This is a genomic window from Streptomyces enissocaesilis (genome assembly GCF_039533765.1).
Taxonomy (GTDB): Bacteria; Actinomycetota; Actinomycetes; order Streptomycetales; family Streptomycetaceae; genus Streptomyces; species Streptomyces enissocaesilis.
The window spans coordinates 128231-153356 of sequence record NZ_BAAAUD010000020.1 but is presented as its reverse complement, the minus strand read 5'-3'; the positions used below and the strand labels follow the sequence as shown (position 1 = coordinate 153356).

Annotated in this window: 18 protein-coding genes and 1 pseudogene; 12 read left to right on the top strand and 7 right to left on the bottom strand. The window is 73.7% G+C overall.

Annotated features, from left to right (window positions below; genetic code table 11):
* Positions 1–180: 180 nt before the first annotated feature.
* From ABD374_RS10320 to ABD374_RS10310, 3 genes are all read left to right on the top strand, one after another.
* Complete coding sequence (locus tag ABD374_RS10320; protein WP_344493718.1) at positions 181–3066, top strand: glycoside hydrolase family 3 C-terminal domain-containing protein; 2886 nt, start codon at positions 181–183, stop codon at positions 3064–3066.
* The gene (gene yicI / locus ABD374_RS10315; protein WP_344493716.1) at positions 3063–5321 is read left to right on the top strand and encodes an alpha-xylosidase; all 2259 of its coding nucleotides are present in this window, start codon (positions 3063–3065) and stop codon (positions 5319–5321) included. The genes ABD374_RS10320 and yicI overlap by 4 nt, the downstream gene beginning before the upstream one ends.
* Positions 5322–5718: 397 nt before the next feature.
* Entirely contained in the window at positions 5719–6270 is a 552-nt protein-coding gene (locus ABD374_RS10310) for a DoxX family protein (RefSeq protein WP_344493714.1), read from the top strand.
* 140 nt (positions 6271–6410) lie between these two features.
* On the opposite strand, the gene ABD374_RS10305 is transcribed toward ABD374_RS10310, so the two are convergent.
* Complete coding sequence (locus ABD374_RS10305; protein ID WP_344493712.1) at positions 6411–9653, bottom strand: cytochrome P450; 3243 nt, start codon at positions 9651–9653, stop codon at positions 6411–6413.
* Between the two features lie 140 nt (positions 9654–9793).
* Here ABD374_RS10305 and ABD374_RS10300 point away from each other — a divergent pair, with 140 nt between their 5' ends.
* The 3 genes from ABD374_RS10300 to ABD374_RS10290 all read left to right on the top strand — a co-directional run bounded on the left by ABD374_RS10300 (position 9794) and on the right by ABD374_RS10290 (position 12312).
* Positions 9794–10465: a PAS domain-containing protein gene (locus ABD374_RS10300; RefSeq protein ID WP_344493710.1), complete on the top strand. Its 672-nt coding sequence runs from the start codon at positions 9794–9796 to the stop codon at positions 10463–10465.
* Between the two features lie 269 nt (positions 10466–10734).
* On the top strand, positions 10735–10878 hold the full coding sequence (locus ABD374_RS10295; RefSeq protein ID WP_344493708.1) for a hypothetical protein: 144 nt from the start codon (positions 10735–10737) through the stop codon (positions 10876–10878).
* Positions 10879–11127: 249 nt separating this feature from the next.
* Positions 11128–12312 (top strand): zinc-dependent alcohol dehydrogenase, encoded by a 1185-nt coding sequence (locus tag ABD374_RS10290; RefSeq protein WP_344493706.1) that lies wholly within the window; start codon positions 11128–11130, stop codon positions 12310–12312.
* Between the two features lie 53 nt (positions 12313–12365).
* Here ABD374_RS10290 and ABD374_RS10285 read toward each other — a convergent pair whose 3' ends face one another.
* From ABD374_RS10285 to ABD374_RS10270, 4 genes are all read right to left on the bottom strand, one after another.
* Positions 12366–13319: an NAD(P)/FAD-dependent oxidoreductase gene (locus tag ABD374_RS10285; protein WP_344493704.1), complete on the bottom strand. Its 954-nt coding sequence runs from the start codon at positions 13317–13319 to the stop codon at positions 12366–12368.
* A 133-nt stretch (positions 13320–13452) separates the two neighbouring features.
* The gene (locus ABD374_RS10280) at positions 13453–14364 is read right to left on the bottom strand and encodes a D-alanyl-D-alanine carboxypeptidase family protein (protein WP_425577178.1); all 912 of its coding nucleotides are present in this window, start codon (positions 14362–14364) and stop codon (positions 13453–13455) included.
* Complete coding sequence (locus tag ABD374_RS10275) at positions 14361–14813, bottom strand: carboxyl transferase domain-containing protein (protein ID WP_344493702.1); 453 nt, start codon at positions 14811–14813, stop codon at positions 14361–14363. Before ABD374_RS10275 ends, ABD374_RS10280 begins: the two co-directional genes overlap by 4 nt.
* A 16-nt stretch (positions 14814–14829) precedes the next feature.
* Complete coding sequence (locus tag ABD374_RS10270; RefSeq protein WP_344493700.1) at positions 14830–15312, bottom strand: Lrp/AsnC family transcriptional regulator; 483 nt, start codon at positions 15310–15312, stop codon at positions 14830–14832.
* Between the two features lie 239 nt (positions 15313–15551).
* Here ABD374_RS10270 and ABD374_RS10265 point away from each other — a divergent pair, with 239 nt between their 5' ends.
* From ABD374_RS10265 to ABD374_RS10250, 4 genes and pseudogenes are all read left to right on the top strand, one after another.
* Complete coding sequence (locus ABD374_RS10265; RefSeq protein ID WP_344493698.1) at positions 15552–16907, top strand: ABC transporter substrate-binding protein; 1356 nt, start codon at positions 15552–15554, stop codon at positions 16905–16907.
* A 93-nt stretch (positions 16908–17000) separates the two neighbouring features.
* Positions 17001–17841 (top strand): annotated as a pseudogene (locus ABD374_RS10260) (rhamnogalacturonan acetylesterase).
* Positions 17842–18078: 237 nt separating this feature from the next.
* Entirely contained in the window at positions 18079–19599 is a 1521-nt protein-coding gene (locus ABD374_RS10255) for an FUSC family protein (protein WP_344493697.1), read from the top strand.
* A gap of 100 nt (positions 19600–19699) precedes the next feature.
* A complete protein-coding gene (locus ABD374_RS10250) occupies positions 19700–20749 on the top strand; it encodes a lactonase family protein (protein ID WP_344493695.1) in 1050 nt (349 codons plus the stop codon).
* A 123-nt stretch (positions 20750–20872) separates the two neighbouring features.
* On the opposite strand, the gene ABD374_RS10245 is transcribed toward ABD374_RS10250, so the two are convergent.
* Both ABD374_RS10245 and ABD374_RS10240 read right to left on the bottom strand, forming a co-directional pair.
* Positions 20873–21799: a sirohydrochlorin chelatase gene (locus ABD374_RS10245; protein WP_344493694.1), complete on the bottom strand. Its 927-nt coding sequence runs from the start codon at positions 21797–21799 to the stop codon at positions 20873–20875.
* 11 nt (positions 21800–21810) lie between these two features.
* Entirely contained in the window at positions 21811–22911 is a 1101-nt protein-coding gene (locus ABD374_RS10240) for an N-acetylglucosamine kinase (protein ID WP_344493692.1), read from the bottom strand.
* Positions 22912–23336: 425 nt separating this feature from the next.
* Here ABD374_RS10240 and ABD374_RS10235 point away from each other — a divergent pair, with 425 nt between their 5' ends.
* Together ABD374_RS10235 and ABD374_RS10230 are read left to right on the top strand one after the other, a co-directional pair.
* Positions 23337–24014: a uracil-DNA glycosylase gene (locus tag ABD374_RS10235; protein WP_344493691.1), complete on the top strand. Its 678-nt coding sequence runs from the start codon at positions 23337–23339 to the stop codon at positions 24012–24014.
* Positions 24015–24197: 183 nt separating this feature from the next.
* The gene (locus tag ABD374_RS10230) at positions 24198–25112 is read left to right on the top strand and encodes an IclR family transcriptional regulator (RefSeq protein WP_344493690.1); all 915 of its coding nucleotides are present in this window, start codon (positions 24198–24200) and stop codon (positions 25110–25112) included.
* The last annotated feature ends 14 nt before the right edge of the window (positions 25113–25126 follow it).

Sequence of the window (25126 nt, the reverse complement as noted above, 5' to 3'; positions counted from 1 at the left end):
GGCCGGAACAAGGCTCGATACGCACATTCCTCGCCCCGTACCCGGAAGTTGGGGCATCCCGTCCGTCGCTCGGGGTGGCCGTGATGGGTCCGCTTGACTCCTTGACATGCGAACCGTCGAGCACCGAGCATCGAAGCGCTTCGAAGATTTCCTTCTCCAGCGCCACAAGGGGATATGTACGTGACGACAAGCCCGCCACCGTTCCGCGACCCCGGCCTTCCCTTCGGCACGCGCGTCGACGACCTGCTGGCCCGCCTGACGCCCGACGAACGCATCGCGATGCTGCACCAGTTCGCGCCCGCCGTGGAAAGGCTCGGCATCGGCCCCTTCCGCACCGGACAGGAGGCCCTGCACGGTGTCGCCTGGATGGGCCCCGCGACCGTCTTCCCGCAGGCGGTGGGGCTCGGCGCGAGCTGGAACGAGGATCTGGTGCGCAGGGTCGGCGAGGCGGTCGGCACCGAAGCGCGGGCCATGCGCTCCCGCGACGACCGCGTCGGCCTCAACGTCTGGGCGCCCACCGTGAACCTGCTGCGCCACCCGCTGTGGGGCAGGGGCGAGGAGGGCTACTCGGAGGACCCCGCGCTCACCACGGCGATCGCGGTCGCGTACACCAGGGGCCTGCGCGGCGACCACCCGGTCTACTGGCGCACCGCGCCCGTGCTCAAGCACTGGCTGGCCCACAACAACGAGACGCGCAGGGACACCTCGTCCTCGTCCGTACGGCCGCGCGTGCTGCACGAGTACGACCTGCGCGCCTTCCGGGGAGCCGTCGAAGCGGGCGCCGTCGCCGGGGTGATGCCCGCGTACAACCTGGTCAACGGCCGCCCCAACCACCTGTCGCCCCAGCTGTCCGAGCACCTGCGCACCTGGACCGACGAGGAGCTGCTGGTGTGCTCCGACGCCGGCGCGCCCACCAACCTGGTCGCGTCCGAGAAGTACTTCGACACCCACGAGGAGGCCACCGCCGCCGCGCTCCGCGCCGGCGTGGACAGCTTCACCGACCACGGCACCGACGCGTCGGTCGTCACCGGCCGGATCCGCCGCGCCCTGGAGCAGGGGCTGCTCACCGGGGCGGACATCGACACGGCGGTACGCCGCCACCTCCTGGTCCGGTTCCGGCTCGGCGAGTTCGATCCCGGTCTCGACCCGTACGCGGGCACCACACTGCGGGACTTCGACACCGCCGGGCACCGGGCCCTCGCCCGGGAGGCCGCCGAGCAGGCGATCGTGCTGCTCAAGAACGACGGGATGCTGCCGCTCGCCGAGGGCACCCGGATCGCCGTCGTCGGACTGCTCGCCGACGAGTGCAAGACCGACTGGTACAGCGGCACGCTGATCCGCCGCTCCTCACCGCTCGACGGCCTGCGCGAACGCTTCGGCGCCGCGCACGTCACCTTCGCCGAAGGCGCGGACCGGGTACGGCTGAAGTGCGGCGCGGGCTGGCTCCAGGTGCCCGGGGCCCCGGCGGACGGCGGGGCCCCGGCGGGCGAGCGGCCGGCGGAGGAAGGCGCACTGGACCCGGCGCTGCTCGCGGGCCGCACCGATCTGCCACCCCTGACCGCGGGACCCGAGCCCACCGAACTCGCCCTGATCGACTGGGGCGGCGGCGCCTGGACGCTGCGCGCCCCCGACGGCCGGTACCTCTCGGTCGCCGAGGACGGCTTCGTCCGCGCCTCTGCGGACCAGCCCGGGGGCTGGGTCGTCCAGGAGACCTTCGCACCGGAGCACCACGACGACGCAGGCGGACACCTCCTCAGGCACACGGGGACGGGTGGATACGTCTCCGTCACCGCCGACGGCGTGCGGATCGCCGAGAAGGGCGAAGTCTTCACGGTCGAATTCCTGGAGCGCGGCGAGGAGGCGGTGACCCGCGCCGCGGCCACCGCGGACGCCGTGGTCGTCGTGGCCGGAAACGACCCGCACATCAACGGACGCGAGACCGAGGACCGTACGACGCTGGCCCTGCCACCGCACCAGGAGCGGCTGTGGCGCGCGGCCCGGGCCGCCAATCCGCGTACCGCGCTGGCCCTGGTCTCGGCCTATCCGTACGCGGTGGCCGACGCCCACGCCGAGCTGCCCGCACTGCTCTGGAGCGCGCACGGCGGCCAGGCCGCGGGCACCGCGCTCGCCCGTGTGCTGGCCGGCGACGTCTCGCCGGCCGGGCGACTGCCGCAGACCTGGTACGCGGCCGACACCGATCTCCCGGACCTGTTCGACTACGACATCATCGGCTCCCGCCAGACGTACCTGTACTTCGAGGGCTCCCCGCTCTACCCCTTCGGGCACGGCCTGGGCTACTCGGCCTTCGCCTACGAGGACCTGACCGCCGAGCGCGACGCACATGACGCGGACCTGCTCCGCGTCTCGCTGACCGTCACGAACACCGGCCCCGTCGACGCCGGTGAAGTGGTCCAGCTCTACACCCGGGCGGTGGACCCGCCGGTCCTCCGGCCGTCCCGGCAGCTCGCCGCGCACCGCCGCGTGCACCTCGCCGCGGGGGCGGCGCGGCGCCTGGAGTTCCGCCTCCCGCTGTCGGAGCTGGGGTTCTGGGACGTCGCCCACGCCCGCTGGACCGTGGCGCCCGGCACGTACGAACTGCTCGCCGGGGCGTCCAGCGCGGACATCAGGCTCACCGCGTCCGTACGGGCCGAAGGGGACCCGCACGCCGCCAGACCCGTACGGGAGGCGGGTCTCGAAGCCGTGTCGTACGACGAACAGCGCGGCACCGAGATCGTCGACCGCACCAGGACGTCCGGTGACGCCGTGACGCCGGCCGACGGCGCCGCCGGGGGACAACTGGTCTTCCGGAACTGCGACTTCGGGGAAGGCGGCGTCCGTTCCGTCACCGTCGAGGCGTCCGGCGGAGGATCCGTCGAACTCACCCGGGGCGCCACGGCCACCACCGTCGCCGTCACCCCGGCCGGCGGACCGTACGACTACGCGACCCGCACCGCCCCCTTCACCGCCTCCGGCGTGCACGACCTGGTCGTGCGGCTGCGCGGCTCCGTCCGCCTGGCACGGCTCACCTTCCCGTCCGCACCGAACCCGAGGAACACCACTCGATGAAGTTCACCGACGGCTTCTGGCTCATGCGCGACGGCGTACGGGCCTCGTACGCGACCGAGGTACGCGATCTGCGCGCGGGCGACGACCACTTCACGGCGTACGCGGCCGTCAAGCGCGTACGCGGCCGGGGCGACACCCTCAACTCCCCTCTCATCACCGTCGAATGCTTCTCCCCGGCCGAGGGCGTCATCGGCGTCCGCACCACCCACCACGCCGGCCGGGCACACCGCGGCCCCGACTTCGCCCTGCCGGGCGCGCAGGTGGCACCCGGCGCCGCCAAGGTCCGCCGCGAGGCAGGCGTCACCGAGCTGACCAGCGGACCGCTCACGCTGCGCCTGAACACCGGCGCCGAGGCGCCCTGGAGCCTGGAGTTCCTCGACGCCGACGGGCAGCGGCTGACGGCCGTCGAGCGCCGGGGCACCGCCTTCGCCACCACCCCCGACGGCGCCCACCACATGATCGGGCAGCTCGCGCTCGGTGTCGGCGAGCACATCTACGGCCTCGGCGAACGCTTCACCCCGTACGTCAAGAACGGCCAGAGCGTCGAGGTCTGGCAGGCCGACGGCGGCACGAGCAGTGAACAGGCGTACAAGAACATCCCCTTCCACCTCTCCTCGCGCGGTTACGGCGTCTTCGTCAACCACCCCGGCAGGGTGTCGTACGAGATCGGCTCCGAGTCGGTCGGACAGGTGCAGTTCAGCGTCGAGGACCAGTCGCTGGAGTACTACGTCGTCGCCGGGCCCACACCCAAGGAGGTCCTCGCCCGCTACACCGCGCTGACCGGCCGTCCCGCGCTGCCCCCCGCCTGGTCGTTCGGGCTGTGGCTGACGACCTCCTTCTGCACGCCGTACGACGAGGAGACCGTCACCTCCTTCGTCGACGGGATGGCGGAACACGACATCCCGCTGAGCGTCTTCCACTTCGACTGCTTCTGGATGCGCGAGTACCAGTGGTCGGACCTGGAGTGGGACCCGGAGGTCTTCCCCGACCCGGAGGGCATGCTGCGCAGGCTCACGGAGCGCGGCCTCAAGGTCAGCATGTGGATCAACCCCTACATCGCCCAGAAGTCCGCGCTGTTCGCCGAGGCCGCGGCCCGGGGGTTCCTGGTACGGCGCCCGAACGGCGACATCTGGCAGTGGGACCTGTGGCAGCCGGGCATGGCCCTGGTGGACTTCACCCACCCGGGCGCGCGCGAGTGGTACACGGACAAGCTGCGCGTCCTCCTCGACCAGGGCGTGGACTGCTTCAAGACCGACTTCGGCGAGCGCGTCCCCACCGACGTGGTCTGGCACGACGGCTCGGACCCGGAGCGGATGCACAACTACTACACGCACCTCTACAACAGCACGGTCTTCGAACTCCTGGAGAAGGAGCGGGGCGCGGGCCAGGCGGTGCTCTTCGCTCGTTCGGCGACGGCCGGAGGGCAGCAGTTCCCGGTGCACTGGGGCGGCGACTGCTTCGCGTCCCTGGGCGCCATGGCCGAATCCCTGCGCGGCGGCCTGTCCCTGTCCCTGAGCGGCTTCGGCTTCTGGAGCCACGACATCGGCGGTTTCGAGGGCACACCGGAACCGGAGGTCTTCAAGCGCTGGCTCGCCTTCGGACTGCTGTCCTCGCACAGCCGGCTGCACGGCAACGTCTCGTACCGGGTCCCGTGGGCGTTCGGTGAGGAAGCGGTGGCGGTCGCACGCAAGTTCACGCTGCTCAAGCACCGCCTGATGCCGTACCTCTACGGAGTGGCGGTCGAGGCGCACCGCACCGGTGTACCCGTGATGCGCCCCATGCTGCTGGAATTCCCCGACGACCCCACCTGCCGCACCCTGGACCGCCAGTACATGCTCGGCCCCGATCTCCTGGTGGCGCCCGTCTTCACCACCGGCGGAGACGTCGAGTTCTACCTCCCCGAAGGCGCCTGGACCCACCTGCTGACCGGTGAGACGGTCCAGGGACCGGGATGGAGGCGCGAGGTCCACGGCTTCGACAGCCTGCCCCTGTACGTGCGCCCGGGGGCGCTGCTCCCGCTGGGCTCCGACGACCGGCGCCCCGACGGCGACTGGCTCGACGGCCTGACGCTGCTCGTGACCCCGGACACGGACGGCGCCGTGGTCACCGTCCCCGACCTGGAGGGGCGCCCCGCGGGCGTCTTCCGCGCGGTGCGCGAGGGCGACGGGGTGCGGGTCACGGCGGAGGGCTCGGGGCGGGCGTTCCGGGTCCAGGAGGTGGGGACGGGCCTCCTGCCCCGGACCGGCCCGCGATGAACGGCCCACCACGGCGGCGGCGAGGCACAGCCGGTCCCGGTCCCGGCGCCGGCTGTGCCGCCGCGACGGCCGGCGGTGCGTACGTGGCGGCGGACGGCCGGCCGCGTCCGGCCTCGTGGACGCGGTGCGCCCCGTGCTTCTTCGGACGCGGGGACGTCGCGACACCGGACGCCCTGGCGCTGGACGGCGCCGGCGCCAGGGCGTCCGGTACGCGAGCGACCCGGAGCCGCCGGCCCCGTCCGCGTACCGGAACCGCAGGAGCGCGCCGCTCGGCGGTGTTCCCGGTCCGCGCCGCCGGACGCGGCGCGCCGTGGCGCCGCTCCGCGGGCGGGGGAGCGGCCCGCATCACCCCTGACGCACACGCGTGCCCCGCCCGGATTCGGGGCACGCGCTCACCATGCCGATTCTGAGGAAAGCCGCACGCCCCCTGCTCGCCTCCGTCTTCCTCTCGGGCGGACTGCGCACCTTCCGCGACCCGCACTCCGTGCTCTCCGCCGCCGACCCGGTCGTCCAGCCCGTCACGGACCGGATCCCACAGCTGCCGGACGACACGGTCCGGCTCGTACGGATCGGCGGAGCCGTTCAGCTGGGGGCCGGCACCCTGCTCGCGACGGGCCGCCTGCCGCGCGCCGCCGCCCTCGCGCTGGCGGTCTCGCTCGTCCCCACGACCCTCGCCGGGCACGCCTGGTGGAAGACCGAGGACCCTGACGAGCGGGCCCGTCAGCGCACCCAGTTCACCACGAACCTGTCCCTGCTCGGCGGGCTGCTGATCGCCGCCGCGGACACGCACGGGAAGCCGTCACTGGCCTACCGTTCGCGCGCCGCGGCCTCTTCCGGCCGTCGCCGCGTCCGCCGGGCCGGGCGCGAGGCGGGCGCCGGCGTCTCCGGTGCGGTGCACGGCGTACGCTCCGCGGCCGCCTCCGTGGGAGACCGGCTCCCGGTCGGCTGACCCGGACGCCGGACTCCCGTGCGAGGGCGCCGCCGGTACGGGCGGACCCGGCCCGGCGGCGCCCTCGCCGGGGCACGGCGACGGGGCCGGGACCGGCCCCGTCCCGGCAGCGGGGAACCACACCTGCCGGGACGGGACGGTCAGCCCGCCGCGTACACGTCCTCGACGTAGCGGCCGGAGGCGGTCAGTTCGCGCAGCCATGCCTCGGATTCCTGCGCCGAGGCGCCCGTGCGCGCGCCGTGCAGGTCGCGGAAAGCGGCCCGGACTCCGGGTGCCATCCGGCTGCCGTCGCCGCAGACATGGATCCGCGCACCGGCCCGCAGCAGCTCCCACACCTCGTCCGCCTCGGCGGCGATGCGGTGCTGCACGAAGCGGTGGCCGTGCTCGGGCCGGGCGCTGAAGACGGGACGTACGCGGACGGCACCGGCCTTCTCCGCGGCGGCGAATTCCGCGGCGTGCAGGAAGTCGCCGTCCGGGTCGTCGCACCCGAAGTAGAGCCGCGCGGGCGCGGTCGCGCCGGCGGCGACGCGGTCGGCGACGGCGCCGCGGAAGGGCGCGAGACCGGTGCCGGCCGCGACCATGATGACGGGGGCGGGGTCGGCCGGGTCCAGGCGGAACGCCTCGCGGCAGGGCTGGACGCGGGCCAGGACGGTGTCGCCGGGCCGCAGGGTGTGCAGGTGCGTCGAACCGGTGCCCCCGGGCAGCAGCGAGACCATCAGATCGGCGTGGCGGGGGCCGGCGGCGGGCGACGACGAGACGGAGTAGTGCCGGATGCGCATCGGGGGCAGCAGCTCCAGGACGACCGGCCAGGGCAGGGTGCCGCGCAGGGCGGGGTGGGCCTCGATCAGATCGATCACGGTACGCGGGTCGTCCTCGGCGAGGGCTTCCAGGGCCGCCCGCTCGGGCGGACACGGGTTGTGGGCGGCCAGCAGGGCCGTCTGTCCGGCGGTCGGCCGCGCGCCCAGCTCCAGGTGGTGGGTAAGGAGTTGACCCACCGTCAGAGGCCGGTCGACCGGGAGGGTGTCGCGGCCGGGGCGGTCCGGGCGCAGCGCGAGGACGGCGTCCGGGTCCGCGCCGAGGGCGCTGACCGCCCGCCCGACCGCGGCGGGCGCGTTGGCCGGCAGTACGGCGAGGTGGTCGGCGGTGCGGTAGGCGACCCCTTCGGGCAGCGCGATCCGCAGGAACCGCTTGGGCCGGGGCCAGCCCCGGGCGGTGAGGTCACGGGCCTCCGTGACGGTCATCGGGACGAGGCCGTGCCGGGCGGCGAGCGCGTCCAGCGGTCCGCCGGTGATCTCGGTGACGGTGTAACCGGCGTCCCCGGCGGCCGGTGTGCCCGTGCCCGCGCTCGTGGGATCGCCGTACCGCGCCAGCAGCTGTGTGCGCAGCGCCGCCGTGAACTCCTTGACGGTGCCGCCGAGATCCCCCGAGGCGTCGGCCTCGGCACGCTCCAGCAGCCGCCGGCCGCCCAGCGCGCCGAGCCGGTCGTCGATCAGCTTCGGCACGTGCTGGTACGTCGCGGCCCAGTTGCGGTCGCCGACACCGAGGACGGCGTACGGCACACCGGCCGCTGCCCCTGCGGGCGCGGTGCCCAGCCACCGGACGAAGGCGGCCGCGTCGTCGGTGGGCTGCCCGTTGTAGGAGGCGGCGACGATGACGGCGGGACGGTCGACGGGCAGCCCGCCGGCGAACGCGTCCAGCGGCGCCACGTCGGCCGAGAACCCCAGACCGGTCGCCTCGTCGGCCAGCCGCTCGGCGAACTCGCGGCAGGTGCCGTAGTTGGTGCCGTGCAGCACCAGCAGCCCGGTGCCCTGCGGAACGCGGACCGGCAGCCCTTCCGCGGGGCCGGCCGCCGCGCCGTCCGCGACGGTGGCGCCGCCGCCCGGGAGCACGGCGAGTGCGGCGCGGGTCGCGGCCCGGTCCCCGGGCGTACGGGCGGCCAGGGTCAGGGTGAACCCGTCGGGCTTGAGGGTCAGCGTCTCCTTGACGCGCAGCCGGTAGCCGGTGTGGTCGATCAGACGGTAGCGGTGCACCAGGAGCGCGAGCAGCATGGTCGCCTCGTGCAGCGCGAACTGCCGTCCGATGCAAGCGCGTTCACCGGTTCCGAACGGCTTGTACGCGTGCGGTGAGCGCGCCGCCTCGGCCTCCGGACCGAAGCGGGCCGGGTCGAACATCTCGGGATTGTCGCCCCAGGACGGGTCGCGGTGCAGCATCGGCGTGAGCACCGTGACCATTTCCCCGGCCCTGACCGGGAAGCGACCGCCGATCAGGGTGTCCTCGCGGGCCTGGCGGCTGAAGGCGGCGGCGGTCGGCCACAGGCGGAGCGCCTCGTTGAGGACCTGCCGGGTGAACGGCAGCCGGCCGATGTCCTCGAAGGACGGGTCGGGGTCCGCCTCGTCGCCCCACAGCTCGTCGGCCTCGCGCTGGGCCATGCGCAGCGCGACCGGGTCCTTGAGCAGGTAGTACAGGGCGAAGGAGAGCGCGCCCGAGGTGGTCTCGTGGCCGGCGATCAGGAAGGTGATGATCTGGTTGCGTACGTTGGCGGGATCGAGAGCGGGACCGGGGCGTGCCGTACCGCCCTCGCCCTCCCCGCCCTCTCCGTCCTCCCCGGGGTCCGTGGCGCCGAGCATCAGGCCCAGCAGGTCGTCGTCCCCCGTCTCGCCGCTCGCGGTCCGGGCGGCGATGACCTCGTCGACGACGGACGCGAGGTACTCCGCGTCGGCGCGGAACGCCGCGTCCTGCGCGCGGTGGTCGGCGCCGGGCCCGCGGGCGAACTTCGCCATGCTCCACTGGAGGCAGCGCACCATCGACTCGACGAACGGGTGCGGGGTGTCGCGTGCGAACGATTCGAAATCGAATCCGAAGCCGGCGAGCCCGATGGTGTCCAGCGTCATCCTGGTCATGTCGTCCGCGACGTCGACGGGCGAGCCGTCGGCCGCCCGCCGGTCCCAGCAGGCCATGACCCGGCGGGCGACCTCCAGCATCACCGGATGGTAGGTGCGCATCGAGCCGAGCGCGAAGGCCGGCATCAGGATCTCGTGCGCCTTCGCCCAGTTCGGCTCGTCGTTGTACGCGGTGAACAGGCCGTCACCGGCGAACTCCCGGACGTTCTCCAGGACGACGGACACGCCCTTGGCGAAGCGGCTCTCGTCGGCCACCTCGGTGACCAGGTCCAGCGAGGAGACGAACAGCGTCTCGTGGCCGTTGACCCTGCGCTTGAAGACCGGGCCGTGCGTCCGGGCGAGGTCCATCGCCTGCTGGAGGGGGGTCGTGGTGAGACCCGTCGCCGAACTGTCGGCGACCGGGATCGTGTCCGAGGAAGCCGCAGAAGCCTTGGAAGCCTCAGGAGCAAGTTCGTCGGGGCGGGGCGCGAGGGTGTCGGTCATGTCTCCAGCGTCGCCGGGCCGGTGCACGCCTCATGACCGGGCGACTACATGATTGTGCAGTGGTTTGTCGCTGGGGGATCTTGCGTGCGGACCGCGGAAGAAGCAGGGAAGAAGCAGGGGAAGAAACGGGAGAAGGAGCAATGGACAACGGGATGGCGGACGGCGCGGCGGGCGGCCCGGCGGGAACGGCCGGAGCGGTCGAAACCGCCGGCCCCTGGCGCAACCACTTCCTGATCCTGCTGGACCGGATCCCCCTTCCCGTCGCGGTGTGCCACGCCTACGGCGAGGTGCTGATCGCCAATCCGGCCATGGCCGCGCAGTGGGGCACGGTTCCCGGGCGGTTGCGCGGCCGCAACCTGCTGGACCTGTTCAGGCCCCGGGACGGGGCCCAGGTCGAACGGCTGACCGAGGCGCTGCGGCTGGGGCACCGGTCGCGCTATCCGTTGGAGGTGCGCTGGCACGCCGGGCCCGACGGAGCCGAGCGGGAGGGGGAACTGACCGTCGATCCGGTCGGGGATCCCTCGCTGCGGCCGCCCGCGCTGCTGGCGCTGCTGCGGATCCGCGACACCGGCCCGCCGCCCCCGCCCAGGGGCCGGGCGAGCCCGGTGGAGGCCCGGATCCTGGCGCTGGCCGCCGGGGGCGCCACCACGGCGTCGATCGGCGCGGCGCTGGGGCTGACGGTGGACGGCGTCAACTACCACCTCACCCGGCTGGCCCGCCGCTGGCGGGTGCAGGGCCGCACCGCGTTGGTCGCCAGGGCGTACGTACTGGGCGTGCTGTCCCCGGACAGCTGGCCGCCGACCCCCGCCTGAGCCACCCGCCGTACACCCCGGTCCCGGTCGCCTTCGCGCGACGGAGGCTCCCCCGTCCGACCGCCGTCGCCGGAGCGTGACAATGAGGCAAGAATGGCCTTATGGGATGATTCGGCCGGATCGTGGCACGGCTCCGCGGGGCCGGCCGCCGGCCGCATCGGCGCGGTGGCGGAGGACGCCACAGCCATGGGGATTCCGCACCGCCCGGCCGGGAGACGCCGCCCCGGCCGCCCGGCCCGCGCTTCCGATCCCTCTTCGGCGTACGCAGTGTGGCGGGGCAGGTGTTCCTGCTCCTGCTGGTCTTCGTCGTGCTGCTCATCACCGCGGCAGTGGTGTCCCAGGTGTTCCAGGTGCGGCGCGAGAGCAGGCAACGGGCTCCGAGCAGCCGACGGACGCGGGTGAACCGGTGGTGAGCGGGTGAGCGGCGCAGCACGCCCCGGCGAGACGCCCGCGCCTGCCCGGGAACACCCTGCCGGAGCCGGTTCCCGGGCCGACGGCCTCCCTCCCGGCTTCAGTGCCGGGGGAGCCCGCCCCGCCCCGGACCGCACCCAGTGTGCCCGCCCGCCCCGCCGGTGGGGCGGGCGGGGCGGGCATGACGGTGGCCGGAGGGGGGACCCGAAGCGTCGGAGAGACCCGGTGACGAGGAGACGAGGAGAGAGGCCATGCGCGCACTGACCTGGCACGGAAAGCGGGACGTACGGGTGGACACGGTGCCCGACCCGGAGCTGAAGGAGCCGACCGACGTGATCGTACGCGTCACCTCGTCCGGCATCTGCGGTTCCGACCTCCACCTGTACGAGGTGCTGTCCCCCTATCTGGACCCGGGGGACATCCTCGGGCACGAGCCCATGGGCATCGTCGAGGAAGTGGGCGCCGGCGTCACCGCGCTCGTGCCGGGCGACCGGGTCGTGATCCCGTTCAACGTCTCCTGCCAGCACTGCTTCATGTGCGAACAGGGACTGCACTCGCAGTGCGAGACCACCCAGGTGCGGGAGCGCGGCACCGGCGCGGCGCTTTTCGGATACACCAAGCTCTACGGCCAGGTCCCGGGCGGACAGGCCGAGTTCCTGCGGGTCCCGTTCGGTGACAGCCTGCCGATCAAGGTGCCCGAGGGGCCGTCCGACGAACGGTTCGTCTACCTCTCCGACGTGCTGCCCACCGCGTGGCAGGCCGTCGAGTACGCGGCGATTCCGCCCGGCGGCACCGTGACCGTCCTCGGCCTGGGGCCGATCGGCGAGATGGCGGCCCGCATCGCCCTCCACCGGGGCGCGAGTCTGGTGATCGGTGTCGACCTGGTACCGGAGCGGCTGAACCGCGCGGGCGCCCGAGGCGTCAGGACGCTCGACCTGCGCAGTTACGGGAAGAACCTTCCCGACGCCGTCCGCGATCTGACCGACGGCCGGGGCACGGACTCCGTGATCGACGCCGTCGGCATGGAGGCCCACGGCGCGCCCGTCGCCAAGGCCGCGCAGTGGATGGCCGGCCTGCTGCCCGACCCGGTCGCGCAACGGGTGATGGAACACGCCGGAGTCGACCGGCTGCACGCCCTGTACACCGCGATCGACGTGGTGCGCCGGGGCGGGACGATCTCCCTGTCCGGCGTGTACGGCGGCATGGCGGACCCGATGCCGATGCTGACGCTCTTCGACAAGCAGATCCAGCTGCGGATGGGCCAGGCCAACGTGCACCGCTGGGTGGGCGACATCCTGCCGCTCCTCGGTGACGAGGACCCGCTGGGGGTCGAGGGGTTCGCCACCCACACCATGCCGCTGGAGGACGGACCCCAGGCGTACAAGACGTTCCAGGCGAAGCAGGACGGCATGATCAAGACCCTGCTCAAGCCTTGACCGAGGCCGGGGAAGCCGTGGGGAAAGGCGGGCGGATCCGGTGGGGAACGGCGTCACCCGGCCCGGCGACGGGCGGCGACCGCCCGGTGCGTCTCCTCGGCGGTCAGGTCCGCGTTGAGCGCCACGCCGGCGCGTACGCCCGCGCCGGCGGCGCCGACGACCTGCTCGGTCAGGTTGGCGACGTTGCCGGCGACCCACACCCCCGGCACCGCCGTCGCCCCGGTCGCGTCGGCGGCGACGTAACTGCCGATGACGTGCCCGTCCCGCTCCTGCTCGGTCGTCCCCAGGCCCAGCGCGGTGAGGAAGCCGGCCCGTGCGGTGAAGCGCGGCGCGACCACGACGGCCCGGCAGGGGATCACCTTGCCGCCGTCCAGGGTCACCCCCGTGAGCCGGTCGTCCGTCACCTCCAGGCCCGCCACCCGGCCGTCCACCACGGCGATCTCGCGGGCGGCGAGCTGCTCGTACTCCTCGTCGCCCGGCTCGGGCGCGGTGTGCAGGAAGAGCGTCACGTCCTTGCTCCACTGCCGCCACATCAGTGCCTGGTGCACCGAGAGCGGCCCCGTGGCCAGGACGCCGATCGGCTGGTCGCGCACCTCCCAGCCGTGGCAGTACGGGCAGTGCAGCACCTCGCGCCCCCACCGCTCGGCCACACCGGGCACGTCGGGGAGCTCGTCGACCAGCCCGGTGGTCACCAGCAGCCGGCGTGCCGTGACCGCCGGCCCGTCCTCGAGGACCACGCGGAAGTCCCCGTCGTCCAGGCGCTCCGCCGCCACGACGTTGCCCGTGACGATCTCCCCGCCGTAACCGGCCACCTCCGCCCGCCCCTCGGCCAGCAGCCGGGCGGGGGCTACGCCGTCGCGCGTCAGATAGCCGTGGGCGTGGGCCGCCGGCGCGTTGCGCGGCCGGCCCGAGTCGATCACCAGCACCGAGCGGCGCGCCCGGGCCAGGGTCAGGGCCCCGCTGAGCCCCGCGGCGCCGCCACCGACGACCACAACGTCAAAAGTCATGTGAAGTACCTCCCTTTCACCGGAGATACTGCGCCCGGGCCGCGCCCCACGGGAAACATTCTTGCCGGTACGGCAAAAGCGCCCCGGCCGGAAACGATCCGGCCGGGGCGCTCTCACCGCGTGCGAGGTGCGACTAGTCCTGCTCGGCTCCCGCCGGGAGCGTGCGCAGCTTCATCGTCGTGCGCGTGTTGAACGCCCAGTCCAGCATCTTCTTGGCGTCCGTGTAACGGTTGGCGTCGTTCAGGACGACCCCCACGACCGTGCGGTCGCCCCGCTTGGCGGCGAACACCAGGCAGGGGCCCGCGACGGAACCCGTACCGGTCTTGATGCCGATGGCGCCGCTGTACGAACCGAGCAGCTGGTTCGTGTTGTACCAGGTGTAGACCCGGCCGTTGGTGGCCGTCTGCTTCGTGCTGGTCGCCTTCACGACCGCCCCGAAGGTCGAGTTCCCGATGGCGCGCCGGGCCAGCTTGGCCGAGTCCCGGGGCGTGGTCAGGTTGTTCCCGGCCCGCGAGATGCCGTCGAAGGAGTCGTACGTGGTGTTGCGCATCCCCAGGTCGGAAGCCTTCTTGTTCATCTTGGAGATGAAAGACTTCGTGCGGGCCGCCTGGGTGCTGCCCGTGCCGAACGTGTCGGCGAGGGCGTACGCGGCGTCGCAGCCCGACGGCAGCATCAGCCCGTACAGCAACTGACGGACCGACAGCTTGTCGCCCGTGCGCAGATCGGCCGTGCTCGCGCCGTTGCGCGCGACGTAGTCGCGGTAACTCTGCTTGACGGTGATCTTCTTGTTGAGGTCGACGCCCTGGGTCTCCAGCACCACGACGGCGGTCATGACCTTCGTCGTGCTGGCCATCTGCCGCTTGGTGTCGGCGGACTTGCTCCACAGCGTCTTGTTCGGCTTGCTGTCGAGCAGGAACGCGCCCTTCGCGGTGACGGAAGGACCGGTGGCCGCCTGCGCGGTGGCAGGTGTGATCACCGCGAACGCCGCCGCCGACGCGACCAGTGCCGTCCCCCACCGGCGGACCGATATGCCCCCTGATTTCACGTATGGTGCTCCGTTTCCCTCACTGTGCGAATGCTGTCGAACGGCATGCTCGCATCAAGTGCGCCGCGCGGGAACGGTGGGGTGTGCGAAGGGCCGGTGACCCTCCTCTCACCAGGCGGCGACGAACGGGCGCCACCCGCCGCCGTCACGCCGTCCCCGTACGCCTCGCGCGGGATCAGGCACACCACAGGCACGCCCGGAGGGGCGCCGGTGACGAGGATCCGTGAGAAGTGCCCCACGGCCGCCGTCCGTTCGGAGTCCGGCCCGACCATGAGGCCGGAGGAGTCGCGCAGCGAGACGCCGGGCGGGCCGAAGGCGTCGCACAGCTGGGGGAGGCGGGCGGCCCTGTCGGCGGCGTCCCGGTCGGTCGCGCCGCCCGGACGCTCCGGGTCGCCCGCGATCGGCCCCGCCGGGCGGCCCTCGGTCCGTACGGGCGCGGCGGTCCGCACGCCGTACGCGAGCCGGTCACCGCTGCTTCGCGGCCGCCCTGCCCACCGACTCGACCAGCGGAAGCAGCCGGTGCGGCACCCGCTCGCGCAGCGCCACCTCGGTCCGGGTCCGCACCACGCCGGGAATCTGGATCAGCCGCTGGATCACGTCCTCCAGGTGCCCGTTGTCGCGCGCCGCCACCCGCGTCAGCAGGTCGCCGCCGCCGGTGATGGAGAACGCCTCGATGATCTCGGGTACGGCCGCCAGCGCGTCGCCGACCTCGTCCAGGTGTCCCTGGGTGACCTCGACGTGCACGAAGGCGAGCACCGGGTGGCCGAGCGCGGCGGGGGACAGGGCCGGGCCCGTGCCGGTGATCACGCCCTCGCGCTCCAGCCGGTCGAGCCGGGCCTGGAGCGTCCCGCGGGCGATGCCGAGGAGGCGGGCGTACTCGCGCACGCTGGTGCGCGGCTGCTCGATGAGCAGGCGCAGGATGCGGGTGTCGAGCTCGTCCACGGCCATGACCGGTCGATCTCCTCCTGATGCGGATGTCCGTCTCTCGACTGTACCAATGGCCCAGTACGGACGAAGTGCGCTGAGCCACTGTTTCCCCTGGCTCTCCGTGGCCCCAACTCGCTGGAAGAACAAGGGACTTGTCGTGCGCGAAGCATTGACGAAACACAAGTGCGGCCCTAGTTTCATCGCGTCGTACTTCGTACGTCATATACGAGACGCGATACGCCAGATACGAAAGAGCGCCCATGCACAGGAAGCACAACAGGGTGGGGAGGGCGGCCGTGGCGTCGCTGACCGCGATGGCGCTCGCCGTGGCGGCCACGGCCTGTGGTGACGACGGCAGCGGCTACAACAGCGGGAAAGAGGGTTCCGGCACAGGCGCGATCACCTTCTGGGACAACAACGGCGGCGCCCGCACGGCCGTGTGGCAGAAGATCATCGACGCGTTCGAGAAGGAGAACCCGGCCATCGACGTCACGTACGTCCCGGTCCCCATCACGGACGTGCAGTCGAAGTACGACACGGCCATCGCGGGCGGCGGCCTGCCCGACGTCGGCGGTGTCGGCACGTCCTACCTGGCCGGCATGGTGGCGCGGGACGCGCTCGACCCGGTCACCCGGCGGATCGAGGACGGCGGCCTCCGGGGCAGGCTCTCGGAGAGCATGGTCGAGAGCGTCGCGTCGGCCGGCGGCAGGGGCGAGGAGCTGTACTCCGTGCCGACCTCCGGGAATCAGGGCGTCCTCTGGTGCCGCACCGACCTGTTCCGGGCGGCGGGCCTGGAGGTGCCCGGCACGTGGGACCAGTTCTACAGCGCCGCCGAGCGGCTCACGGACGCCGACCGGAACGAGTTCGGCTTCACCCTGCGCGGCGGCGCCGGATCGGTGGCCCAGGCGCTCGACATGATGTACGCGCAGTCGGGCATCGACACCTTCTGGAACGGCGACCGGACCACCGTCGACCACCCGGAGAACGTCAAGGCGCTGGAGAAGTACGTCGCCCTCTACGAGAAGGTGACGCCGTCGGCCGACCTGAACAACGACTTCGCCGGGATGGTCGCCCAGTTCGGCCAGGGCGAGATCGGCATGCTCCAGCACAACCTCGGGTCGTACACCGATCATGTGGAGGCGTTCGGCAAGGACCGGATCGACGGGTCCCCGCTGCCCCCGGCCACCGACGGCGGTCCGCGCACCGTCGTCTCCAGCCCCGTCGACGGTCTCGGCCTCTTCAGGAGCGGCAAGAACAAGGCGGCCGCCTGGAAGTTCATCGAATTCGCCGCGTCGCACGAGATGAACAGCCTCTGGAACCAGGAGGCCGGCTCCATCCCCGCGAACAAGGACGCCATGGGCGACACCTGGATCGACGGCGTCGAGCCCGTCAAGGCGGCCATGCGGTCGCTGAACGACCCGCGGACGAAGGTCGTCCAGCTTCCGTACCACCTGCCGGACTGGAGCCACATCAGCAGGGCCGGCACCGAACTGGACTTCCAGGAACTGCTGCTCGGCGAGGTCACCGCCCAGCGGTTCGCGGACACGCTGGCCGACCTGCTCAACGACTCCCAGGCGGAGTGGAAGCAGCAGCAGAAGCAGAAGCAGCAGCGGTAACAGCAGAGGTGGCAACAGCGGCGGTAGCGGCAGCGTCCGGAGAGGCCGCACCGGCCCGAGAGTCCCCACCCGGTCCCGGAAAGGCACCCCGACATGCAGTTGTCCCGCAGACGCCTGGTGGCGGCGGTCGCCGCGCTGCCCCTGGCCCCGGCCCTCTCGGAACCCGCGGGCGCTCTCACCCGTTCCGGCGGCGGAGACGGCAGGCGCACCCGCCGCCGTACGATCCACCTCGCCGGCGACTCGACGGCCGCGCAGAAGACGTCGGACGCGGCCCCCGAGACCGGCTGGGGCATGGCCCTGCCGTTCTTCCTCGCACCGCACCTCGCAGTCGCCAACCACGCGGTGAACGGGCGCAGCTCGCGCAGCTTCGTGGAGGAGGGGCGTCTCGACGCGCTGTCCGGGGCGCTGCGCCCCGGTGACTGGCTCCTCATCCAGTTCGGCCACAACGATGCGAAGGACGACGACCGGCACACCGACCCCTGGACCACCTACCAGGACTGCCTGAGGCGGTACGTGACGGAGGCGCGCGGCCGCGGGGCGCGGCCCGTGCTCCTCACCTCCGTGGAGCGCCGCAGGTTCGATGCCGGGGGCAGCGCCCTGCCCACCCACGGCGAGTACCCGGCGGCGATGCGCGCGCTCGCGGCCGCCGAGGGCGTGGCGCTCGTCGACACGCAGGCGGCGAGCCTCGCCCGGTGGCAGGTGCTCGGGCCCGAGCGCACCAAGGACTTCTTCCTCTGGCTCGGTCCCGGCGAGTCGCCCCACTACCCCGGGGGGCAAGCAGGACAACACCCACTTCCGGCCTCCGGGCGCGATCGAGGTGGCGCGGCTGGTGGCCGCGGGGCTGCTCGGCCGCGACGTGCTCACCCCGCGCCACGTCCGGCGGCTGGACGAGACGGTCCCGCCCGAATGGATCACCTGGCCGGCCGCCGGCTGAACCGGCCGATCGGCCCCCCGCCGGGCCGGCCGGCCCGCCCGCCCCGAGTCCACTTCCGGCGCCGTGGTCCGTTGGCCCGCATCGTGGCCGTGATCGATGGGCTTCCCTGGGCCAATGGACCAGTCGTTCGCGAATCACTTGAGCCACTGGGGTCGCAGATGTTCTGATGGGGAGGTCGATGGCGCCGCGGACTCCGTGGCGCCTTTTTCATGTCGGGCGAAGGCGGGGCGGAAAGCAGTGTTGAAGAGGATGTTCGTGGCGCCGGACCCTGGGTGGCTGCGGCTGCGCAGCGCCACTCGGTCCGTCCTCGGTATCGGTCCGGCGGTCGCCGTGTGCGGCCTCACCGGTCACACCCTCACCGCGGTCATCACCGGCGGCCTCGCCGCGCTCCTCGCCCTCTTCACGGTCACCGACGCGACGGTCCGGGGCCAGGTCGTCACCACCGCCCTGCTGCCCGCCGTCGGCTTCCCGGTGCTCGCTCTGGCGGCAGGGCTGCACGACGTACCGGTCCTGCGCGACGTGGCGTTCCTGGCCGTCGCCGGCCTCGGGGTGTACGCCCGGCGCTGGGGACCACGGGGCCACTCCCTGGGCGTCTTCGCCTTCATGACCTTCTTCGTGGCGCAGTTCCTGCACACGGTGCCCGGACAGCTGCCCGGCCTGTACTCCGCCGTCGCCCTCGCGCTGCTCACCTCCTCGGGCGTCCGTTTCGGCCTGTGGTGCTACGAGCGGCGGCTGCCGCCGCCCGTCGCCGCCCCGGCCCTGCCCGCCGGATCCGGCCTCGCCCGCATCACCACCCGCCAGGCGGTCCAGGTCGTCGTCGCGGGCGGGTTCGCCCTCGTGGTGGGCCAGGTCCTGTCCGAGGGACGCTGGTACTGGGCCGTCGGCGCCGCCTGGTGGATCTTCGTGAACACCTCCTCGCGGGGCGAAACCCTGATCCGCGGCTTCCGGCGCGTCCTCGGTACGGTCGCCGGCATCGCCGCCGGTCTCTTCCTCGCCCTGCCGCTGCACGGAGCGGTGGCCCCCACGGCCGCGCTCGTGGCGGTGTGCGTCTTCGGGATCTTCTACACCGCCCCGGTCTCGTACAGCTGGATGATGACCGCGGTGACGCTGATGGTGGCCCTGCTGTACGGACTGCTGGGGGTGCTGGAGCCGGGCCTGCTCGCGCTGCGTCTCGCGGAGACCGGCGTCGGCGCCGTGGGGGCGGTGCTGGCCGTGGCCTTCGTGCTGCCCGTCACGACGCACGCCGCGACCAACGCCTGGATCGAACGCGCCGTGCACAGCGTGCACGGCTGCACCACCGCCGCCGCGCGCCGCCTGGCCGGCGACCCGGACGCCGACCCGGCTCCGCTCGCCGCCGAGCTGGAGGTGGTGCTCGGCCGGGTGAGGCTCTCCCTGGCCCCGCTCGTCCACCCCCTGAACCCGCTGCGCGGCCGCAAGGCCCGCGCCCGCCGGATCCTGGCCCTGCTGGACGACTGCGCCCGTGAGGTGCGCGGGCTCGCCTCGGTCGCGGCCGACCCGCAGGCGTCGCACGACGCCCGACTGGCAGCGGCCTGCTGGCGCGTGGAGGCCGCCGTCGAGGCCCTGGTGCCGCCCGGCGCCCGGCTTCCCGCCGCGCCGGCGCCCGGGGCCCGGACCCCCGTCGCCCACCACCCCGGCGCCGAGGCCGCGCTGCGCCACCTGCACGGACTGGAGAGGGCGCTCGCCGACCTCGCCACGCCCCTGCGCACCTCACCGCGCGCACCGCTCGTCCCGTCCTAGGCGCCCGGACCGGCTGCTAGCGTCTGCCCGGCAGGATGTGATCAAAGCTGTCACGGCTCTTGCGGCTGTGCGCGGTCAACTGGCGGAAAGGGGCTCCACGGTGAGCAGCAGCAACGAGGCCGGGCGGGCGTTCATAGGGTCGTTCACCTCGGCAGGGGGACGCGGGATCGTCGCCGCCGCCGTGGACCGGGAGACGGGCGCCCTGACCGTGCTGGGGGCGACCGACGCCGTCTCCGACCCGTCGTTCCTCGCACTCGCTCCCGGCGGCACGGTCCTGTACGCCGTGAGCGAGACCGAGGACGGGGCGGCCGCGGCGTTCGACGTGACCGGCGACGGCGCCCCGATCCCGGTCGGCGAGCCGGTGGCCGTGGGCGGCGCCGCCCCCACCCACCTCGCGCTCGCCGACGGGCACCTGGTGACCGCCAACTACGGCTCGGGCAGCGTCACGGTGCTCCCCGTCGGCGCGGACGGCGCACCGGAGGCGGCCACCGGCGTACTGCACCACCGCGGCAGCGGCCCGCGCCAGGGCCGCCAGGGCGGGCCGCACGCCCACCAGGTGCTGCCCGATCCCACGGGGCGGTGGGTGCTCAGCGTCGACCTCGGCACCGATTCCGTACGGATCTGCGAACTCACCGCGCCCCCCGGGACGCTGCGTGTGCACACCGAGACCGCGCTGCGGCCGGGCACCGGACCCCGTCACCTGGCCTTCCACCCCGACGGCGGTCACGCGTACGTCCTGGGCGAGCTGGAGCCGGCCGTCACCGTCTGCCGCTGGGACGCCGAGTCCGGAGTGCTCGTACCGCTCGGCGAGACCCCCGTCGTGGAGCCGGGCACGGACGTGACGACGTACCCCTCCGAGGTCGTCGCCGCCCACGACGGGCGCTTCCTGTGGGTGGCCAACCGCGGGCACGACAGCATCGCCGTGCTCGCGCTCGACGCCTCGGGGGCGCGGGCGGAGTTCGTGACGGCGGTGGAGTGCGGCGGCCACTGGCCGCGCGACCTCGCCCTGGACCCCTCGGGGAGCAGGCTCTACGCCGCCAACGAGCGGTCGGGGGACGTCACCTGGTTCGACATCGACCAGGAGACGGGCATCCCGCGCCGGGCGGGCTCCATCGAGGCGCCCGCGGCCTCCTGCGTCGTCTTCGGCTGACACAGCGGCTGTGACACACGCGGCCGGCACACGGCCGAGGGCCCGCACCGGTCACCCGGTGCGGGCCCTCGGCCGCTCTCCCGCGCTCCGTACCGCGGTCGGCGTGCGGCAGGAGCGGATCGCTCAGTGCACCGGCATGCCCTGCGCGAGCTGCTGCGGGGCGATGCCCAGAGCCGTCGTGTAGTGCGACAGGGCGAGCTTGCCGATCGCCGGGTAGGCGCCCAGCGGCTCGGCGGTCGCGCAGTCCGCCTCCTTGACGGCCGCGTCCAGGAGGCTGTCGGGAACCTCGGGGCCGATCACGTACGGCGCCAGGGCGAGCTGGGTCGAACCGGAACCGCGCAGCTGCTCCGCGACGGCGGCGACCGAACCCTCCTCGTCCAGCGCGGCCGCCATCACCGGTACGGCGAGGCGCGCGGCCAGCAGCATGCCGGTGATGCCGGCGGCCTGCACGGCCTCGTCGCCGCCCACGGTGGCCAGGATGATGCCGTCGGCCGCGGTGGTGACCGTGAACAGCCTGGCGCGGTCGGCGCGGGCCAGACCGGTCTCGGAGAGGCGCACGTGCAGGGCCTCGGCGAGCAGCGGGTGCGGGCCGAGGACGTCGGTCAGCTCGACGGCGGTGCGGCTGTCCATGACGGCCTGCCGTATGCGGCGCATCAGGGCGCTCTCGGGGCCCGCGAGGAGCGGCACCACCACGGCGGCCGGCCCCTGCGGCTCGGCCGCCTCGCGGCCCGCGGCGAGGGCCTGCTCGTAGCGGGCGGTGCGCTCGGCGGCGGTGCGCGCGAGGACGCTCTCAAGCGTGGGGTACTCGTCGTCGTCGCCGTCGAGGTAGCCGATCCTGGCGTCGAGGCCGGGCAGCTCGGAACGGGCGATACTGACGACTTCCTCCGCCAGGCCGCGCGACGCGCTGCCCGGGGTGCCGGGGACGGCGAGGACGAACGCGGGCGCGCCCTCGGGCGCCACCACGGGTTCCGGCCGGCGGTGCCGTCCGGGCTGGCGGGGGCGCGGCATTCGTACAGGCAGGCCGGATGCGGGCCCAGTGGGGGAGCTCATGGCGCCGCATGCTACTGCGTTCGGGTGGCATCCTGTTCGGGGAGGGGGCGTTCGAGCGGTGTCTGTACCGGTTTATCCCGTGAGTCGTTTTGAGTTCGGATAGCCTGCTCTGTCGGTACGTGCAGCAGACGCCCGTCGACCGGCAGCCGAAGGCCGTCCGCGGCGAGCGAAGCGGCGAGGCGCACGGCTCCGGCCAGCGGGTCTCCCGCGGCCGGGACGGTACGCGCCTGCGGCAGTCGCTCGGCGAGAGCGGCCCGCAGGGGTACGAGCAGCGCGTCGCCCGTCCTGAACAGGCCGCCGGTGAACGCGACGTCGCACTCCCCGGACGGCGGGCAGACGGCGGCGGCGGCGTCGGCGATGTGCCCGGCCGCCTCCCGCAGGATGTCCGCGGCGACGGGGTCGGCGGGGTCCGCGGCGGCGCAGTGGGCCACTTCCGGCGCGAACGAGGCGAGCACGGCGGGCCGGTCGGTGCGCGGGTAGAGCAGGCCGGGCAGTTCGGGCGCGGGCCCGAACACCGCTTCCACGCGGGCCAGCAGGGCGGGGGAGCCGCCGCGCCGCCCGTCGTGGGCGCGCATCGCCGCTTCGAGTCCGGCCCGGCCGATCCAGGCCCCGCTGCCGCAGTCGCCGAGCAGATGCCCCCAGCCGTCGGCCCTGCGCCAGGCGGACAGGTCCGTACCGAGCGCGATCAGCCCGGTTCCGGCCGCGACCACCGCACCCGGCCGCAGGCCGAGCGCCCCGACGTACGCCGTGACGGCGTCGGCGGCCAGCGCGAGACGCCGTACCCCCAGCGCGCTCTCCAGCGCTCCGGGCAGCCGGGCGCGCAGATCGCCGCCGAGGGTCGCCATTCCGGCGGCGCCGACCGCGACGGCACCGATCGTGACGGGGGACGCGGCGCCGCCCCCGGCGGCGTCGAGGAGGGCGCGCGCCATGGGCAGCAGCTGGTCCAGCAGGTGCACCGCGTCGATTCCGGCGGGGCCCGTCCGTACGGGCTCACGCGACACGGCGGTCTCCGTGCTCCCGGCGGCCCCGGCGTCCGAGACGTTCGCGAGCGCCACCCGCAGCCCCGATCCGCCGGAGTCGACCCCCAGTACCCACGGGGTCACGGCAGCCACCGGTCCGCCGGCCGCGCTTCGGGCGCTGCGGAGGAGGCCGACGCCGGTGCCGGACAGGCGAGTCGAGGATGCCGCTTCCCGAACGAGGGGGCCGGGCCGCGCCGATGACGGAAGCCGGGCGGCTCGACCGCCGGGCGCGACGGGCACCGCTGCTTTCCGGCGAACGCCTGCGTGACGCCCATGAACCGTCTCCAGGAAGAACAGGAAGAAGAGGCAGTGACGGCGGCAGCCTATCCCGGGCCCTGTACTCCTGGGCCCTGTGCTCCCGGGCCGGTCGGCCGTCGGTGCCGGCCCCGGCGCCGAGGGGGCCGGGGCGGGGCCGCCGGCCTTCGCTCGGGCCGCAGTTGCCGCACCGGGCGCGTACCGCTGGAGTGCGTGCCGCTGGGTGCGGGAGCGCGTCCCGTGCGCCAGTAGAGTGACGTTCCGTGGCAGCACTACCGTTGAACGAACTTGTCGAGCCCGGATGGGCGGAGGCGTTGCACCCCGTCGCCGGGCGCATCGCCGCGATGGGCGATTTCCTGCGTGCGGAAATCGCGGCCGGCCGTACCTACCTGCCGGCCGGAGCACATGTCCTGCGCGCCTTCCAGCAGCCCTTCGACGACGTTCGTGTCCTGATCGTGGGGCAGGACCCGTACCCGACCCCGGGAATGGCCATCGGGCTGAGCTTCGCGGTCGCGCCGGACGTCTCCCCTGTGCCCGGTTCCCTGGAGAACATCTTCAGGGAGCTGCACACGGACCTCGGACTGCCCCGGCCCTCCAACGGTGATCTGACGCCCTGGACGCGTCAGGGCGTGCTGCTGCTCAACCGGGCGCTCACCACGGCACCCCGCAAGCCCGCGGCCCATCGCGGCAAGGGCTGGGAGGAAGTGACCGAGCAGGCCATCCGCGCTCTGGTGGCCCGTGGCAAGCCGCTGGTCTCCGTGCTGTGGGGACGTGACGCCCGTAATCTGCGGCCGTTCCTCGACGGCTTGCCGGCGATCGAGTCCGCCCATCCCTCTCCCATGTCGGCGGACCGCGGTTTCTTCGGTTCGCGACCCTTCAGCCGCACCAACGAACTCCTGGTCGGTCAGGGGGCCCAGCCGGTGGACTGGCGGCTTCCGTAGGACAGCGCCCGGCGTACGAGCGGTCGGGGCTCCGCCGGGACCGGGACCCGCGTTCCGTAGGGGCGTGCGGGGCTCGACGCGAGTGCGGCCTTGCTGCACACTGACCGGCACGGCGGCGAAGTCGGCCGTCAGGTGATCCGCCCCGGGCGGGGGCGCAGCGAACGGCAAGCAGCGGGAGCGCCGGTGGAACACTCGCTCGTACGGGAATCCGGGCAGGACGGGCGCGAACCGTCGCCGGGGGCGCCCCGTGCGCACGGCCGGGGCCGGGGCCGTACGGACACTCTGCCGCAGAGCCCCGTTTCGCCGGAGTTCCGGACGGCGCGGCCCGCGGCGCCCCGCCGTGGTTCCGAGTCGGGCACCGGGCCCGTGCTGGGCCGCGCGCTGCAGATCCTCGGGGCGTTCAGCGCGGACTGCCCGGAGATGACGTTGAGCGAGCTGTCCCGGCGGTCCGGGCTGCCGGTGTCGACCGTGCACCGGATGCTGGGGGAGCTGATGACCTGGGGGGCGCTGGAGCGCGGCCGCGACGGCTGCTACCGCGTCGGCCTGCGGCTGTGGGAGGTCGGCTCGCTGGCGCCGCGCGGCCAGGGGCTGCGGGAGCGGGCGCTCCCGTTCTTGGAGGACCTCTCGCGGATCACCCGCGAGAACGTCCAGCTCGCGGTGCGCGAGGGGGCCGAACTCGTCTTCGTCGAGCGCATCGCGGGCACCGGCGCGGTGCCCGTACTGACGCGCGTGGGCGGGCGTTTCGCCCTCACGGCCACCGGCGTCGGGCTGGTGCTGCTCGCGCACGCCCCCGCCGAGGTGCAGGACCAGGTGCTCGCCGGTCCCTTCGAGCGCTTCACGCCGTGCACGGTCACCGATCCGCGTGAGCTGCGGCGCATGCTGGCCGAGGCGCGGACCAACGGCTGCGTGGTCAGCGACCGCCAGGTCACCCTGGACGCCCTGTCGGTCGCCGCTCCGGTGCACGGCAGCGACGGCGCGGTGATCGCCGCGGTCTCGCTGGTGGTACGCCACGGCAGCACCTCCCCGCACGCGCTGGCCCGGCTGGTCTGCACCAGCGCCCGCGCGATCTCCCGCGCCATGGTCGCGCCGGCGGCCTGAGCCGCGCCGGAAGC